We start from the raw sequence: 17,575 nt of genomic DNA on the forward strand, positions 1-17,575 counted from the left end.
AATTTTGAATGTATGAAAAATATTTTAATTTATGTTTTAGTCACAATTTTTTCAATTACACTATTTAGCTGTAAGGAGTCTGAAAAAGAGAGGAAACAAAAATCTATTGATTTGATGAGTTCAAGAACTTTGGGTTTAGGATATCTTGAAGATTTTAAACTTGAAAAGGCAGAAAAAGAATTCCTTAAGTTTATAAAGTTGGCACCAAAAGAAAAGCTGGGATACGCTAATTTAGGATTAACCTATTTAAGAATGGGGAAGTATGTTGATGCTGAAAAACAACTTTTTAAAGCTATTAAAATCGACCCAAAGGATGCCAATGTAAAATTATTATTAGCAACCGTTTATCAGATGAATGATGAACGTAAAAAAGCCATTTCAGTACTTGTTGATGCACTAAAATTAGATCCAGATCATTTAAAAATACTGTATAAACTTTCTGAATTATATGCTGTAGATGCTAATGTTGAATCAAAAAAACAAAGAAAAAAATACATTCTTCATCTTGTTGAAAAGGCACCAGGAAATTTAGTCCCACTGCTTAATTTGATTGATATATATATCCGCGAAGGGAATAATGATAAAGCAATAGAAAAATTAGAAATTGCACGAAAACAATTTCCAGCGTTTCCAAAAGAGGCTATTCCTTTCTTTAGTAAAACACTTTCCTTACTAAAAAAACAGGATTCAAAAGCAGCAGTCATACCATTTACAATTTTTAACAATTATTTAAAACTAAGCTTTCCTTATCAAGAAGGAATGAAAAAATTAAAAGGTCCCGGTGGTGCATTGGTAGGTTTTCCTCTAATCACTTTTGATCAACAATCCGAAACGCATACTTTAAAAAATAGTGATATTCTTGATGCAATTAAATTTACAGAAATAACTTCATCTGCGGGATTAGATATTGTTCCAAAATTAATAGATAATACAAACAATAAATTTCAAAATTCAACGCATGTTGTGGCAGCTGATTATAATGGAGATGGGAATACGGATCTTTATATAAGTACTTACGATGCTACTTCATCAACCTACAAGCATTATTTATTTAATAACGATGGGGTTAATTTTAAGGATGTTGCTAAAAATGTAGGTATCAAAAAATGTGGTAAAGAGGCATCTGCAACCTTTGCAGATTTTGATAATGATGGATTCTTAGATTTATATATTGTTAGTAATGATGGGGATAAATTATATCGAAATTTTGGAAAAGGAATTTTTAAAGATATAACTGATACGTCTAAAATTGGAAGTCAAAAAGATGGTAATAAAGGATTGTTTTTTGATATTGACCATGACGGAGATCTCGATTTATTTGAAGCAACTGAAAAGTCCAACTTAGTATTCAGAAATAATGGCGATGGTACATTTTTAGAACAAGCAAAAAAAATGGGTGTAGCTGGTGAGGATAATGAAAACACTTCAGATGCGGCTTTTGGCGATTTTGACGACGACGGAGACATAGATCTTATTGTTGTAAATAAAAATGCTAATAATAGATTATACAGTAACCAAAGACAAGGTATTTTTAAGGATATAACTAAAATAAGCGGACTTAAAAATAATGATAATTCTACTTCTGTAGCCGTTGGAGACTATAATAACGACGGCTTTTTGGATATGTTTATAACTTCACTTAACGGAGAAAATAGTACATTGTATCGCAATTTAGGTCATGGAAGTTTTGAAGCTGTAAAAACAAAAAACATGTTTTCAGCACTTAATAATATCCATGCTTTCGACGTTAAATTTTTTGATTTTGATAATGATGGTTTTCTAGATATTATAATTGCTGGAAAATCAAAACAAAAGGATAGTCGTGGTGTATTGCTCTATCATAATAATGGAAATGGAAAATTCAAAGATGTTTCAAATTTATTGCCAGCATCTATAAAAGACGGAAATGAAATAGCACTTTTTGATTATAATAATGACGGAGATATTGATGTAGTTATTGCTAGAATAAATGGAGGAGTTTCTTTATTAAGAAATGATGGTGGTAATATTAATCACTATGTAAATATGAAATTGGTTGGCTTACGTGCTGGAAGTGCAAAAAATAATTATTTTGGAATTGGTGCAAAAGTTGAAATGCGTTCAGGAAACCTTTATCAAACTTCGGTAGTTACTAATCAAAATGTTCATTTTGGTTTAGGAAATCGTTCAAAAGCAGATATCATTAGAATTACTTGGACTAATGGCGTTCCTCAAAACATTTTTCTTCCAGGTGCTGATCAAGCACTTATTGAAGCTCAAACTCTAAAAGGCTCTTGTCCGTTTTTATATACTTGGAATGGTAAAAAATATGTGTTTGCAAAAGATATAATTTGGAGGAGTGCATTAGGTATGCCACTTGGCATTATGGGAGGAAATATGAAACGAGCTTTCCCTAATGCATCGGATGATTATATTAAAATAAATGGCAATTTGTTAAAACCAAAAAATGGTAAATATTCCATTCAAGTAACTTCTGAACTTTGGGAAACTATTTATATTGATAAAATACAGCTGCTAGCAGTTGATCATCCTGATTCTATAGCTATTTATGTTCCAGAACAATTTTCTCCACCACCATTTCCTGGATTAAAAATATATCAGGTTCAAAAAAAATATTTTCCTGTTTCAGTTACAGATTCTAAAGGAAGCGATTTGCTACCTTTTATTGTAAAAAAAGATAATAAATATGTACACAATTTTGAATCCGGAAAATATCAAGGGGTAACAACAATGCATGATTTAATTCTAGATCCTGGTAAAGCAGGTTATAAGGATAAATTATTTATTTTTCTAAACGGTTGGATTTTTCCAACGGATGCTAGTATAAATGTTGCGCTTTCACAATCGGATAAACTAAAGAGTTCACTGCCTATAATCCAAGTAATTAATAAAAAAGGACAATGGCAAACCGTAATTAATAATTTAGGTTTTCCAATGGGGAAAAATAAAACGGTAATTGCAGATTTAACAGGGAAATTCCTTTCATCGGATCATAGAGTTCGTATTTTAACCAATATGGAAATATATTGGGATCAAATATTCTTTTCCAATGAAAATGTAAAGGGTTCTTTAAACACAACAGCTTTAAATATTGATTCGGCTGATATTCATTATAGAGGATTTTCTAAAAGTTATAGAAAAGGAGGAAGATACGGACCTCATTGGTTTGATTATTACACTGTAGATAAAAATACAAAATGGCGAGATTTATCAGGAAATTACACCCGTTATGGCGATGTAAAACCGCTATTAACGGAATCAGATAATCAATATATTATTTCTAATGCAGGTGATGAAACCTCTATTACATTTGATACTAAAAACTTACCAAAATTAAAAAAAGGATGGAAAAGAGATTTTTTAATTCATAGCGTTGGTTGGGTAAAAGATGGTGATATAAATACGGCACTTGGAAATAAAGTGTTGCCACTTCCTTTTCACGGTATGTCAAGCTATCCGCCTTCTAAAAAAGATGTATATCCAAATAATCCAGAACTTATAAAGTATCAAAACAAGTATAATACTAGAGTTGTAAATACTGATAATTTTAAAAATTCAATTAAAAAAGTAAACTAATGTCAAAAGTTAATTTTAAAAATTCATTTTATGTTTTGTTATTTTTTTGTATTCCTACTTTATTGATTGCTCAAAAAACTAAAATACAATTTACAGATGTAACCCATAAAGCAGGGATAGATTTCAACTACACTTTTGGCGATGATTCCTATGTAAATATTCTAGAAAGTAGTGGTTCTGGCGTAACTGTTTTTGACTATAATAATGATGGTTTTATGGATTTGTATTTGCTAAACGGAAAATATCTTGAAGGCATTTCAGATGCGGATGGCAAAAAGTATCAGAACTACCATAATGAATTATACAAAAATAATGGAAATGGTACTTTTACTAAAGTTACTCAAAAATCAGGGTTAGCAGGAAACAATTGGGGAGAGGCAGCCGGAGCCATTGATTTAGACCATGATGGTTTTCAAGATTTGTATGTGTTAAATTATGGACCAAATGTTTTTTATCATAATAACGGGAATGGCACTTTTACTGATATCACTTCAAAGTTAGGTTTACAAGGACCAGATAAATTGAATGGTTTTACAAAATGGAGTATTGGTGTTTCATTTTTCGATTATAATTTAGATGGAAGATTAGATGCTATGGTTGGTAATTTTTTAGCGTTTGACCCAAAATATATTTCTACGCAAACTCCTGGAATGATGCCACATCCATCAGAATATAAAGGTCAAGCATCTATGTTATACGAACAGCAAAAGGATGGTAAATTTGTGGATGTTACTAAAAAAGAGGGCTTGTATTACCCTGATTCAAAATGTATGGGATTAACGGTTTATGATTATGATAATGATGGTGATTTGGATATTTTTCAAGCCAATGACCATCAGTTAAATTTTTTATTTAAGAATGAAAATGGGACATTTAAAAATGTTGGCGTAGCAAGTGGTGTAGCCGCAAATAGCCAAGGTGACCCAACAGGTTCTATGCATGCAACTATTGGCGATGTTGATGGTGACGGATTGATTGATATACTTGTTGCAGATTTAAGGTATGGAGCTCTATATAAAAACCTTGGCAACGGTTTATTCAAAGATATTACTCAAGAAAGTGGCGTGGCACAAGCGATATCAGGTAAAGGAAGCTGGGGAACTGCATTTGTTGATTTTGACAACGATGGAGATTTGGATATAGTTGCCACCAATGGAACTGCTGAAGTGCTTAAATTACAATATCCCCTATTACTAGAAAATGATGGGAAAGGACATTTTAGAAATGTTGGTGCAGAATATGGCTCCTACTTTTCAACCAAACGGTCTGGTCGTGGATTAGCAGTTTGGGATTTTGATAATGATGGTGATATGGACATCATTATTTCTCATCTTGATAAAATAGCAACGCCATCACTTTTAAGAAATGATGGTGGAAATAAAAACCATTGGCTTGGGTTAATTCTGAAGGGAAAAGAGGGTCAGGCTTCTACTATTGCAGCAAAAGTTATTGTTAGCACAGAAAATAAAAAGCAAGTACTAATTAATCAATGGACAACAGGTTACCTTTCTAATAGCGACCCACGATTGCATATTGGATTAGGCAAACAGAATCAAATTGATACACTTGAAATTAATTGGTCTGATGGCACAAAAGAAGTTTATAAAAATATTGTAGCCAATCATTACATTACCATACTTCAGGGTAAAGGAATTATAAAAAATTAAAAAATATTGATTAATAAAAGCAAGGAATATGAATAGTATGTATGTTAGTAAAGTCGTGGATTTAACAAATCCTAAAAAAAATGTCATCTATAATATGACGCATGATGAAGCTGTTAACGTTGTTAAATCAGGCGATGTTGAAGCTGTTCGGAAAATAGATGGGCAATTTGCCCTGGTTTCTGTGGAAGGTAAAACCATTAGAATGGCAAGGTCAATTGGAAGACCATTGCGTTATTTTATTGCAAAAAGAGCTGCTGGACCACAATTAGTGTTGGCAGAACGTATTGACACCATTTTTGAATATCTTAAAAAAGAAGGTATGGATAATCAGTTTCATCCTTCATACACTCGTTTGGTACCTGCACATTATATTACAAAAATTGAATTATTAGGTTGTCCAGATCCTAATCCTGTTTACAGCCGATTTTTCACACCACAACGCAACAAATTTAAACCTGAAAATATTGAGCAAATAGCAACTGACTACATCGGTTCTGTTTATAATGAAATTAAAAAATGGTTACAATTTAGAGCTAAAACCGGACCAATTGGCGTTACTTTTTCTGCTGGAATTGATAGCGGTTCCATTTTCTTATTAACTTATTATGCGTTGAAGGAATTAGGTGAAAGCCCATCAAGATTAAAAGCTTTTACACTTTCTATTGATGGAGATGGAGCAGATTTAATTCAGGCTCGAAAATTTTTATCAGATTTAAATTTAGAATTATTTTTAGAACCAGTTGAATTAAAATATGAAGACTTAAATTGGAAAGAAGCCATAAATGTGGTTGAAGATTATAAACCACTAGACATACAATCAGCTACCATGAATTTATCACTTTTACAGGGAATTAGATCTCGTTATCCAGATTGGAAATATATGATTGATGGCGATGGTGGTGATGAAAATCTTAAAGATTATCCAATTGAAGAAAATCCAGAACTAACCATACGAAGCGTACTTAATAATTTAATGTTATATCACGAAGGCTGGGGTGTAGAATCCATCAAACATTCTTTAACGTATTCAGGTGGATTGAGCCGCGGTTATATGCGTACATTTTCACCTTCAGATTCACTGAATTTTGAAGGATTTAGTCCTTATACCTTGCCAAATGTTATTGATATTTCTGAGGGAATCCCTTATATTGAAATGACTAATTGGGATCACGAAAAATTATATGAGTTAAAAGGTAAAATTGTAGCTATGGGAGTAAAAGCCATAACAGGTATGGATATGCCTGTGTTCCCAAAAAGACGTTTTCAACACGGAACAGTTTCTCTATCAGATTTTAACAGACAATTTCCTGAAAAAGAGATAGATTACAGGAAAGCGTTTCTATCTAAGTATGAATGAAATTAATGATATTAAAATAAATACCAAGTGGATTGTTTCAAAACGTGGTAAAAAAAATCTTGTTGATCCTCAAAAACCGTATGCTTGGCTTATCGAAAAAGAACGCACTTCTTCTGGAAATATAGAAGATATAGGAATTATCTTTTTAACCAATAAGGAGTGCCCTTTTCATTGTTTAATGTGCGATTTATGGAAAAACACAACGGATAAATCTGTTCCTATTGGAGCCATTCCAAATCAAATTAAATGGGCTTTAGCAAAAATACCAAAGGTTAAGCATTTAAAGTTGTATAACAGTGGTAGTTTTTTTGATAAAAAGGCAATTCCTGAAGAAGATTATGAAAAAATTGCTTCACTATTAAGTAATTTTGAAACTGTGATTGTTGAAAGTCATCCAAAATTCATCAATAAAAGATGTTTACATTTTAATGATTTACTTGATGCTAAATTGGAAGTAGCAATTGGTTTAGAAACTGTTCATCCTGAAGTTATCAAAAAATTAAATAAACAAATGACTTTGGATGATTTTAAGAATTCTGTTGCGTTTCTTTCAAAAAACAATATAAAATCTAGAGCCTTTATATTGCTGAGGCCTCCTTTTCTTTCAGAAAATGAAGGCGTTTATTGGGCAAAAAAATCTATAGATTTCGCTTTTGAAACAGGAATTGAAAGTTGTACTATTATTCCTATTAGAGCAGGAAATGGTGCTATGGATTTTTTACAGAAAAAAGGTGATTTTAGCGTACCTACTATTCAATCTTTAGAAAATGTTTTAGAATATGGTGTCAATCAAAATAAAGGAAATGTTTTTGCGGATGTTTGGGATTTACAATTATTTTCAAACTGCGATACATGTTTAAATGAAAGAATAGAACGAATAACAAATATCAACATAAATCAAAGAGTAATTGAAAAAGTTACATGCTCTTGTAGTAATTAATTTATTTGATGTTCAATAATTTCAGAATGTCTGATTTCTCCTCCAAAATTTGCAGCTTTAGCAAAAAAAGCAAATGTCACTATTGAAAAAAGTAAGGTAACTACTAAAAGTTGTTTTGCAAAAACTAATTGTTTTTTTATTGCAACTAAATTAATAATGGATAACAGTAATAAAATACTTGTCAAAAAAGTGGTTTTTATTGCAATGGCTTCATGACTTTTAATAAAGTCATCAGAAATCCCTGGAAGTTTTTCGACGATTAATTTTGACCATTCTCCTGTAAAATAAATAGGAATTGTAAAGATACCTGAAATTATAAATAGGGTTAATGCTACTTTTTTAACACTATCATTTTTTATAGACATTCCATAAATTAGGATTCCTATTCCTATAAGTATTCCCACAATTGGAAAATGGGTTAGCATTAAATGTAAATGAGTTGCATACATAGTTTTAGTATTTAAGTTCAGTTTTTTATAATCCTAAAATTAGCTATTTAAACTTAGTAATTTTTTTTAGCATTTGTAAACTATCATTATTTATTCCTATCATGTAATAGGAAGATTGGTTAATTTTTATCTTTTTAATACTGCGTACAGGTCCAGAAATATTAAAACTTTTATTAATATCAATAGAGGTTTTAAAGTTTCCTTTTTTATCATTTAAAAGCAATACGCCGTGTGAAGCATCTAAACGGCTAAATTGTGTGTTCACCTCGTATAAATTTCCCGCAGTTAGTACATCGGGGTAACCATCATTATTAAAATCATCTACCAAAAGTGTTTGAATACTTGACCATTGAGCCATGTTTGGCAAACGGCAAACTTTAAATTTTCCATTTCCTAAATTTTCTATATAAGAACTTGAAAGATTATAAAGTTGTTGTTTTTTAGCTTTTTGAAGTTGTGATTTACTGAAAATGGTTTTGAAATCAGCCATAGCAAAATTGGTATATGTTTTAAATCTTTCACTCAAATTGGGCATTTGTTTAAACAAAGCATCATGTGTTGCTAATAATGTTTCTTTATTTTTATAATGATAGGTTATCAATGGTTCCAAAACGCCATCATTATCAAAATCCGAAACATATAAATTAACAGGTTGCCTATTTGAAGCTTTTAACAAAGTATTTTCTCCCCAATTGCCAATTACAAAATCCATATCGCCATCATTATCAAAATCTGCTTTAGCAATGCAATTCCATAGCCCATTTGTAAATTTTAGACCATTATTTTTTTGAATATGAAATGATTTCCCTTTATTGTTTATTAGTATAGTTATTGGCATCCAATGTCCTACCAAAATTAAATCCTCAAAACCATCATTATTTATATCTTGCCAAGTAGCATCCTGCACCATACCTATATTTAAAAGTGCTTTAGCTGAAGTATTTGTAATATCAATAAAATGGTTGTTGCCATCGTTTTTGAAAAGATAACTTTTTGGAACAATACCATAATGTTGAGGTTTTGAATTGCTTCCAATAAACAAATCTATAAAACCATCATTATCAAAATCCGTTGCTTTAACTGTTGAAGCATTCACAAAAATAGTTTTAAAAGCATCTTCTTTTTTTATAAATTTCCCTTTGGTATTGAGATATAAACGAGGTTCTAAGTTTTCACCAGAAATAAATTCATCACCACCGCTAACTACAATTAAATCTTTATCCCCATCATTATCAACATCTACAAAAATATTATCGGTATCTTCTTTATGATAATCTATATCTAAATCTGGTTGAATGCTTTTGGTGAAATGCCCACTACTATCTTGAAAGTATAAACTTGACTTTTTTTGTTTTGCCCCACCAATAAAAACATCTTCAAATCCGTTTTTATCTACATCAGCAATTGAGATATGTGGACCTAAATTAGATTGCATAAAAGGGATTAAAGGTTCTCGTGCAAAACCATAGGAGGGGAAATCGGAATCCTTGTATTTTAGTATGGATGGAATATTTTTTAAATATTCAGCATGTTGTTTTTTAATAGTAAAAGTTGAATTTGGTTTAGATTCTTGTTCATTTAAGATTAACGTTTGGTTGGTTTTTACCTTTTTTAAGATTTGTATTTTTTGGTTTGGCCAAATAACTTTAAGTGAATCTATTTGTTTAATTGAATCAAATCCGAAATGTAATTCAGGAGGAACAGAGGATAAATAACCACGAGTAGTAAAGTTTTCAGCATATTGTAATTTACCTTTGTTATAACAGGTTACTTTTGCTCCAATACCTTTTGTGTTTTTAGATAAACCGTGGAAACGTATTTTTAAATAAGATTTACTTTTGCTTGTGTTTTTATAAATCGAACTAGGTTCATTTAAATTATTAACCACCAAATCTAAATCCCCATCATTATCTAAATCTGCGTAAATTGCACCATTACTGAAGGTTGATTTTGTTGTAAGCCATTGGCCATTCATTTTTTTAAAACCTAAATTTCTAGTATTTTTAAAAATATAATTTGGTGTACTTATCTTTGGAATTTTATTAATTAATCCCATGTCTTTAGTGGTCATTCCATTATTAATCAATCTTTGATTTTCTTTAGTAGAAATAAAATTTATAAAATCCATATTGTTTGTAGCTCCGTAAATTCCATTGCTAATAAAAATATCTTTAAATCCATCGTTGTCAAAATCGGCAAATAAAGGAGCCCAACTCCACTCGGTGTTAGTAATTCCAGCATAAAAACCGATTTCACTAAAATTGCCATTTTCCAAATTTAAATGGAGGTTATTATGCATATATTGTGGAGCATATCCATTTTTTAAAAACCGATTGTAGTGTTCATATTCATATTCTGTACCAGAAGCAGTATAGGTAGAACGATCTTCTGGTAGCATATCCACTGATAAAATATCCGTAAAACCATCATTATTAAAATCTGCTACATCATTACCCATAGAAAAATGAGTGGTATGTCCTAATTTTGTAAAATCCTTTGAAATTTGTTCGGAAAAAGTACCGTTTTTTTGGTTTAGATACATATAATCATTTTCAAAAAAATCATTACCTACATAAATATCTGGCCAACCATCTTGATTAAAATCTGAAATTGCTAAACCTAATCCATAACCTGTTAAACTACTAAATATACCTGCTTGTTTAGTTACTTCAGTAAAATGTCCGTTGTCATTTCTAAATAATTTATCACCAGCTGGAGCATCGCTGATATGTCTTTTAAAACGACCGAAGGTGGCACTTGGATGAACCGATTGGTTTTTCATTAAAAATAGGTCTAAATCTCCATCTAAATCAAAATCAAAAAAAGTTGCTTGATTAGAATAGGAGGAAATAGCTAATCCATATTGTTTGGCTTCATCTTTAAAAAAAGGAATTCCATTTTTGTTTAATCCTTGATTGATATATAATTGATTAGCTCCATCAAACCATTTTTTATCAGCTACTTGACACACGTAAAGGTCTAACCAACCATCGCCATTAACATCCGCAACTGTTACTCCTGATGACCAACCTTGTTGTCCCTTTAAATTAGCTTGTAAAGTAGCATCTTTAAATTTTAAATTTCCTTGATTTAAGAAAAATTTATTGGAAACCTGATTACCAATAAAATACAGATCAACAAGCCCATCATTATTAAAATCGCCTGCTGCCACACCAGCACCGTTATAATAATACAAATAAGTTAATATATTTAGTTTTGGAGTATCGTGAAGCTTGTTTTCAAAATTAATGCCAGTTTGTGTTGCACTTAATTCTTGTAATAAATATTTTTTGGAAGATGTTTTTTGACAGGAAAACAATAAAAAACTCAATAATAATGTAGGTAAAACAAATTTCATTTGCACTTATTAATTCGCTAGTAATTTACAAAAAAAAAGCCCTTCGTAAAAAGGGCTTTTTAAACTTAATTTTAATTATTAATATCCGGGATTTTGAGTTAAATTAGGATTAGATAATAATGCAGTAGATGGTATTGGGAATAATGCTCTATAAGCATCATCAGCATCTTTTAATCCCCAAGCATCAGCAAATTTACCAAATCGAATTAAATCATTTCTTCTCCAAAATTCTTTGTACAATTCTCTACCTCTTTCATCTAACATGGTTTGCTCTGTTACAGCAGCAAGTGGAGTTGCAGAACGAATAGTTCTAAGATTATTAACCATATCTAAAGCAGTTTCTGAAGAAGTACCACCACGCATAATAGCTTCGGCTTTCATTAAATAAGCATCAGCATATCTAAAGAATATTTCAAAATTAGTAAAAGCACCATCTTCAGGATGGTATTTAATTACTCTTATACCAGTTCTTTCATTATTACCAATTAATCCAGGGAAATCTTTAGTAAATACTAAATCATTACCAGCACGGTCTTTTAATTTAGCACCAGTTGCATCATATTGTTGACCTACTAAGAAACCAAATCCAATACCATAATGTGATCCGTCAGTTGGAACAAAGCCACGTCTTTCTTCTTGACCATTTCCAGGTTCATTAGAAGTAGCACTACCTTCAAATTTATCATAGAAATCGGCTAAAGTTGAGAAACCATTCCAACCTCCACCTTCATTGTCAGGAACACCTTGGTTATAATGTAAACCATCCCAAATTCTATTACCAGTTCCTGTAACTGCCCACCAAATAGTTTCAGAATTGGCTAATTTTGGACCACCATTATCTTTATCTCCTCTAAAAATATCAAAATAATTAGACATTAAACTATAACCGTCAGCGGTAATAGCATCTACATATTGAATTACTTTATTCATATCACCAGCGTCTGCAGTGGCATTTCCTGAATAAATATTTTTATTTAAATAAATTTTAGCTAATAAAAAGTTAGCAGCTGCTTTGGAAGCCCTTTGGTTTCCTCCATTTGGTCCTTGAGTAGCTAAATCAGGTAGTGCTTCTGTTAAATCTTTAATCATAAAATCTACAGCTTCGACTCTAGTCATTACTGTTGGATTTACCTCTGGACCTTCGTCTGGAGTTCTAAAAGGAACTTGACCATACATGTCATTTACCCAAAACATAGCAAAAGCTCTTAAAAATTTAGCTTGTGCAACAACTGGAGCACTAGCAGAACTTCTATCATCTATGATTAAACCAGCGTTAAAAATAGTTTGATTTAAACCATTCCAAGTATCTTTAACTTGAGAGTGAATTGGTGACCAAGTATGGGCATGTAAAGTTCTCCAAACTCCATTATCACCCCAATCCGTACCTCTTGTAGGTACAACAAATTCATCAGTAGTTACTTCATTTAAGGCAAATAAGTTTGCTTGATTTCCAATTTGACCGTAAAGACCGTTATATAAGTCGTCTAAGGAGGATTCAGGGTTGGTAACTCCTGTAAACCCGCCTGTTGAACTGTCTGCAAATACAGAATCTGTTTGTTTAATTTTTAGATCAGTACAAGATACAGCAGTTAACACCGCAGCGATTACTACGAATGAAAAGTGTATTTTTAATTTATGTATTTTCATAATTTATATTTTTAAAATGATACAATTAAACCAAAAGTAAATGTTCTAGGAGTAGGGTATGAGGTATAATCTACACCTAATGAAGGAACATTATTTAATGTGTTAGAAGTGTTTACTTCAGGATCTAAACCACTATAAGGTGTAATAACAAATAAGTTTTGACCAGTTACTGACAATCTAACAGATTTTAAAGCACTTGATTCTTTTAATTTAAAGTTATAACCAATGGTTAAATTTTGTAGCCTTAAGAAATCACCACTTTCTAAAAATCTTGTAGAAACATCAGGAGCATTATTACTAGCTTCACCACTTGTTAAAACATTATAAGTAACATTTCTAGCATTTCCAATACTACCCGCAGTAAAGAAGGCATTTGCGGTATTGTTATAAATATATCCACCATATTGTCCTGTTAAAGAAACTGATGCATCCCAATTTTTATATTTAAAGGAGGAAGATATACCTAAATTAATATCAGGTAAAGCACTTTTGCCTACAAATTTTTGAACATCCCCAATTTGTTGACCGTTTGCGTCATATCCTTGGAAATCTCTTAAATAAAATGAGAATAATGGTTGACCTTCAGCTAACAATTGAGCATAAGCACCAGATAATCCTTGCCCAAATATTTGACCAAAGGGTATTTGTCCATCAAAATTCTTAACCATATTATCATTATAAGCAATATTAAAACCAACATTCCAGGTAATATCATCTTGTTGAATTACATCATAATTTAAGGATAATTCTACTCCTTGATTTATAATATCTGCATTAACATTGGTAAAAAAGAAAGGTTGAGGTGAAGGTTGAGCGGCTTCATTTTGTAATAAAAAATTATTAGTATCTTTATAATAATAATCAATAGTACCGTTTAAACGATCGTTATTAAAACCAAAGTCAACACCAATATTTATTTGATCTGTTTGCTCCCATTTTAAATCTGGATTAGCAAATGCAACGGTGTTTGTTCCTGGAGGATTTATGTTCCCGCCATTATCAATACTAATACCACCAAATCTTTCTCTACGGATAAAGTTACCATATCCTACACCATCTTGGTTACCAGTAATACCCCAACCTAAACGTAATTTCAAAGTAGAAATATTATCTGAAATAAAATCTTCATCTGATATATTCCAAGCGAATGCTGCAGATGGGAAATAACCATATTGATTGTTTCCTCCAAATTTTGAAGAACCATCAGCCCTTAATGTTGCAGTAAATAAATATTTATCTTTAATAGAATAATTTACTCTTCCAAAGAAAGATTGTAATTCATCTGTATTTTTATAGGTGTCAGCAGCAATTGCATTAACATTTAAACCGCTTGGAGCAGCCATATTATCTGTTGTAACAGTTGGGAATAACCGTGTAATAAATAATCCATCAGTGTCATATCCAAATTGCTGGAAGCTTCCTGTTATACTATTTCGAATGGCGTCAGAAGAAGAACTTAAGTCAGAAACCATATCATCAAGATTGTTAGTTCCAAATCCCCAACCAGAAATATTTGTTCCTTTGCTATTAAATTCTTGATATGAATAACCTACTAAAGCTGTTAGTTTTGAGTTTGCGAATTCTTTTTTGTAATTTAAAGTGGCTTCCATTAATTGATTATTTAAATCAACATCATTGATTGATCCACGACCATTACCACCAGTACCGTTGGTAAATCCAGTTATTAAACCTGAAACGGCAGAACCTCTAGTAGAAAGTGAATTGTCATTACCCAAAGTTACTTTAGCATTTAAATCATCCGTAATAGCGTAGATAACAGAAAAATTAGCTAACACCCTATTGGTTTCTGTTTTACTTTGAATCCAAGCTAACATTTGAGAAGGACTTAAATTTGACCCACCAGGATTAAAATCAAGATGAGTAGGCCAAGTTGGGTTTGCAGCATAGGCAGCACCTAATAAATCGCCTTGAAAACCTGCGTTATCACTAATCCCAGGAGCTTCATTGTTTACTTTTGAAACCGTCAATTGTAAGTTTAATTTTAATTTATCTTTAAATAGACGATGGTTTATATTTAATCTTCCTGTAAGCCTTTCTAAATTAGATTTTTCAAGAACACCTTGAATATTGCCATAACCAACAGATGCTCTTAAAGCACCATTTTTATAGCTTTTAGAGTAGGATAAGTTTTGATCTGTTGATACAGCGTTTCGTGTTACTACATCTTGCCAATCGGTATAATGATTTTCCGGATTGGTGTCAACTAATTGCCACAAAGGAGTATCACTAAAATCTTGAGCGGAAGCATCTCCACCAAATTGTGTAACTGCTGCTAAAAAATCAGGGCCATTTAATAAGTCGTAACTATTAGCTGCTGTTGCAAAACTAAGATTAGATGAAAATTCAAATTGATTTCCAATTTTCCCTTTACCATCTTTAGTAGTAATAATGATAACTCCATTTGCACCTCTAGAACCATAAATAGCAGTTGCAGAAGCATCCTTTAAAATACTGATACTTTTAATATCATTAGGGTTTAAAAAATCAAGCGGATTTTTAGCTGCACTACTACCAAAACCTATATCTGCACCTCTAGCGGAAGATCCACCTCCTGGTAATGGTACACCATCAACTACAAAAAGAGGATTGTTATTAGACCTAACAGAAGATGTACCACGAATTCTGATATTAATACCAGCACCTGGTTCACCACTTGACTGAGTTACTTGCACCCCGGCAGACTTTCCTTGAAGCAATTGTTCAGGAGAAACCATTGATCCCTTGTTGAAGTCTTTAGCACTAACGGCATCAACCGCACCAGTAGCATCTTTTTTAGTAGTGCTACCATAACCAATAATTACAACTTCTTGTAAAGATTGTGAATCAGGTTGAAGTACTACGTTAATAGTAGCTTGACCTGTGTATTTAATTTCTTGCGTTTTAAAGCTTAAATAGCTAAAAACAAGAATAGCGTCAGAACTGATATTATCAATGGTGTATTTACCATCAAAATCAGTTGTTGCACCTTGTGTTGTGCCTTTTACGGATACATTTACTCCTGGTAGCGGACCATTGGCTTCTGAAACTATACCAGTAACAGATTGAGCCATCATAACACTTCCAGAAAGTATAAATACTAAAAATAATAATTTTTTAAGTACCATATTTTTCATGTTTTAAAATTTAGTAAAATATTAAATTTGGTTAACGTTTTTACATAAAAAAACAATTATTAATAAGTGTTTCTTATATGTTAAGAACAAATGTATGTAAATATATAAAAAAAACTAAAACGTTTTCTTAATTATTAATAAAAAGTTAATGGTATGTTAATAAACTATAAATTTATTTAACGCTTCACATTGTAAATGCACTGAATATAAGATAGTTAAGTGATTTTTTTAATTTGTTTAAATTACGAAATCGGTTTCGTAAATAAACATATTAAGAAGACCAAATTAAGTATTAATAACCTGAGTTCGATGTAAGAAAATAAATACTGGGTTGAAAATCAACAAGCTACGTAATTTCGATGAATGAAGCAAAGCGAAATGAGGAAGCAATCTCATTTTTATGAAAAGATTACTTCAAATTATGGCACTACATTTATAATTTTCGTAATGACATTTTGATTTTCAGTTATTTAAAGTAAATCCTTAGGTCGAACTCAGGTTAATAGGGTTAATTTTTAAAATAATAATAATTGGAAAATCATTTTATAAATTGCAACTAATAATTAAATTTATTGATTGTCCGTAATTAATCATAAAATGTTCGTCACCCTGAACTTGTTTCAGGGTCTAATCAATATAAATCGGTGATTAGTAAAAACTATGAGATACTGAAACAAGCCCGCCTGTTGCTGGCAGGTTCAGCATGACGTTGTTCTTTATTATTACTAATTATGGATAATCAAGTTCAATTTTAATCGTCTGGGATAATCAATATAAATCCTTGGGTATGAATATTTTCAATTTTAATGGAAGCATCTTTAGCTAAATATTTTCTTAATCGCGTAATAAAAACATTTAAACTTTTTTGATTGAAATAATCATTTTTCCCCCAAATGGTTTGCAAGATGTCTTTATGTAAACAGATTTGATTTTTATTTTTTAACAAATAAAACAGCAATTCACTTTCTCTGGCAGTTAAATGTCTGCTTTCGTTATTAAATTTTAATTCGTAAGTTAAAGGAAAGTAATGATATTTGCCTATAACATGATAATCTTGAATTTTATCTTTTTTTTCATTCAAAATACCTAATAATCGATTTAATCGTATCACTAATTCTTCTTCATCAATTGGTTTTCTAATATAATCGACTGCTCCTAAAGAAAAACCTTTTAATGCATCAATTTTTAAAGACCTAGCTGTTAAGAAAAGAAAAGGAATGGTTATTTTTTTTTGATTGATTTTTTCTGCAAGCTGAAATCCATCCATCTCAGGCATCATAACATCTAATATGCATAAGTCAAATTTATCATTAGATAATTTAGTTAAAGCTTTATTACCACTATTTACCCATTCAATTATAAAGTTATTCATTTTAAGGTATTCCGTAAGTAAATACCCTAATGAGGTGTCATCCTCTACTAAAAGAAGTTTATATTTTTCCATTTA

General features: G+C 31.1%; 9 protein-coding genes. 4 read left to right on the forward strand and 5 right to left on the reverse strand.

Features of this window, described 5'->3' with window-relative positions:
* Window positions 1-12: 12 nt before the first annotated feature.
* The 4 genes from L3J60_RS02530 to L3J60_RS02545 are packed head-to-tail and all read left to right on the forward strand — an operon-like array spanning window position 13 to window position 7,540.
* Window positions 13-3,576 (forward strand): FG-GAP-like repeat-containing protein, encoded by a 3,564-nt coding sequence (locus L3J60_RS02530; RefSeq protein WP_291973912.1) that lies wholly within the window; start codon window positions 13-15, stop codon window positions 3,574-3,576.
* Window positions 3,576-5,243 carry a CRTAC1 family protein gene (locus tag L3J60_RS02535; RefSeq protein WP_291973913.1) on the forward strand — a complete coding sequence of 556 codons (1,668 nt, stop codon included), beginning with the start codon at window positions 3,576-3,578 and terminating at the stop codon, window positions 5,241-5,243. Before L3J60_RS02530 ends, L3J60_RS02535 begins: the two co-directional genes overlap by 1 nt.
* Before the next feature lie 28 nt (window positions 5,244-5,271).
* On the forward strand, window positions 5,272-6,600 hold the full coding sequence (locus L3J60_RS02540) for an asparagine synthase-related protein (RefSeq protein ID WP_291973914.1): 1,329 nt from the start codon (window positions 5,272-5,274) through the stop codon (window positions 6,598-6,600).
* On the forward strand, window positions 6,593-7,540 hold the full coding sequence (locus L3J60_RS02545; RefSeq protein ID WP_291973915.1) for a hypothetical protein: 948 nt from the start codon (window positions 6,593-6,595) through the stop codon (window positions 7,538-7,540). Before L3J60_RS02540 ends, L3J60_RS02545 begins: the two co-directional genes overlap by 8 nt.
* Here L3J60_RS02545 and L3J60_RS02550 read toward each other — a convergent pair.
* The 5 genes from L3J60_RS02550 to L3J60_RS02570 all read right to left on the reverse strand — a co-directional run bounded on the left by L3J60_RS02550 (window position 7,537) and on the right by L3J60_RS02570 (window position 17,572).
* Window positions 7,537-7,989, reverse strand: coding sequence for a hypothetical protein (locus L3J60_RS02550; RefSeq protein ID WP_291973916.1), 453 nt, complete (start codon window positions 7,987-7,989; stop codon window positions 7,537-7,539). The genes L3J60_RS02545 and L3J60_RS02550 overlap by 4 nt on opposite strands.
* Before the next feature lie 43 nt (window positions 7,990-8,032).
* Window positions 8,033-11,347: a VCBS repeat-containing protein gene (locus L3J60_RS02555; protein ID WP_291973917.1), complete on the reverse strand. Its 3,315-nt coding sequence runs from the start codon at window positions 11,345-11,347 to the stop codon at window positions 8,033-8,035.
* A gap of 78 nt (window positions 11,348-11,425) precedes the next feature.
* Window positions 11,426-12,994: a RagB/SusD family nutrient uptake outer membrane protein gene (locus L3J60_RS02560; protein WP_291973918.1), complete on the reverse strand. Its 1,569-nt coding sequence runs from the start codon at window positions 12,992-12,994 to the stop codon at window positions 11,426-11,428.
* 11 nt (window positions 12,995-13,005) lie between these two features.
* Window positions 13,006-16,128 (reverse strand): SusC/RagA family TonB-linked outer membrane protein, encoded by a 3,123-nt coding sequence (locus L3J60_RS02565; protein ID WP_291973919.1) that lies wholly within the window; start codon window positions 16,126-16,128, stop codon window positions 13,006-13,008.
* Between the two features lie 751 nt (window positions 16,129-16,879).
* A complete protein-coding gene (locus L3J60_RS02570) occupies window positions 16,880-17,572 on the reverse strand; it encodes a response regulator transcription factor (protein WP_291973920.1) in 693 nt (230 codons plus the stop codon).
* Window positions 17,573-17,575 lie beyond the last annotated feature (3 nt).

The organism is Lutibacter sp., assembly GCF_021647475.1.
Classification (GTDB): Bacteria; Bacteroidota; Bacteroidia; order Flavobacteriales; family Flavobacteriaceae; genus Lutibacter.

Coding starts and splice junctions, on each gene's coding strand:
- L3J60_RS02530 (WP_291973912.1), top strand. CDS start 13: ATGAAAAATATTTTAATTTATGTTTTAGTCACAATTTTTTCAATTACA.
- L3J60_RS02535 (WP_291973913.1), top strand. CDS start 3,576: ATGTCAAAAGTTAATTTTAAAAATTCATTTTATGTTTTGTTATTTTTT.
- L3J60_RS02540 (WP_291973914.1), top strand. CDS start 5,272: ATGAATAGTATGTATGTTAGTAAAGTCGTGGATTTAACAAATCCTAAA.
- L3J60_RS02545 (WP_291973915.1), top strand. CDS start 6,593: ATGAATGAAATTAATGATATTAAAATAAATACCAAGTGGATTGTTTCA.
- L3J60_RS02550 (WP_291973916.1), bottom strand. CDS start 7,989: ATGTATGCAACTCATTTACATTTAATGCTAACCCATTTTCCAATTGTG.
- L3J60_RS02555 (WP_291973917.1), bottom strand. CDS start 11,347: ATGAAATTTGTTTTACCTACATTATTATTGAGTTTTTTATTGTTTTCC.
- L3J60_RS02560 (WP_291973918.1), bottom strand. CDS start 12,994: ATGAAAATACATAAATTAAAAATACACTTTTCATTCGTAGTAATCGCT.
- L3J60_RS02565 (WP_291973919.1), bottom strand. CDS start 16,128: ATGAAAAATATGGTACTTAAAAAATTATTATTTTTAGTATTTATACTT.
- L3J60_RS02570 (WP_291973920.1), bottom strand. CDS start 17,572: ATGGAAAAATATAAACTTCTTTTAGTAGAGGATGACACCTCATTAGGG.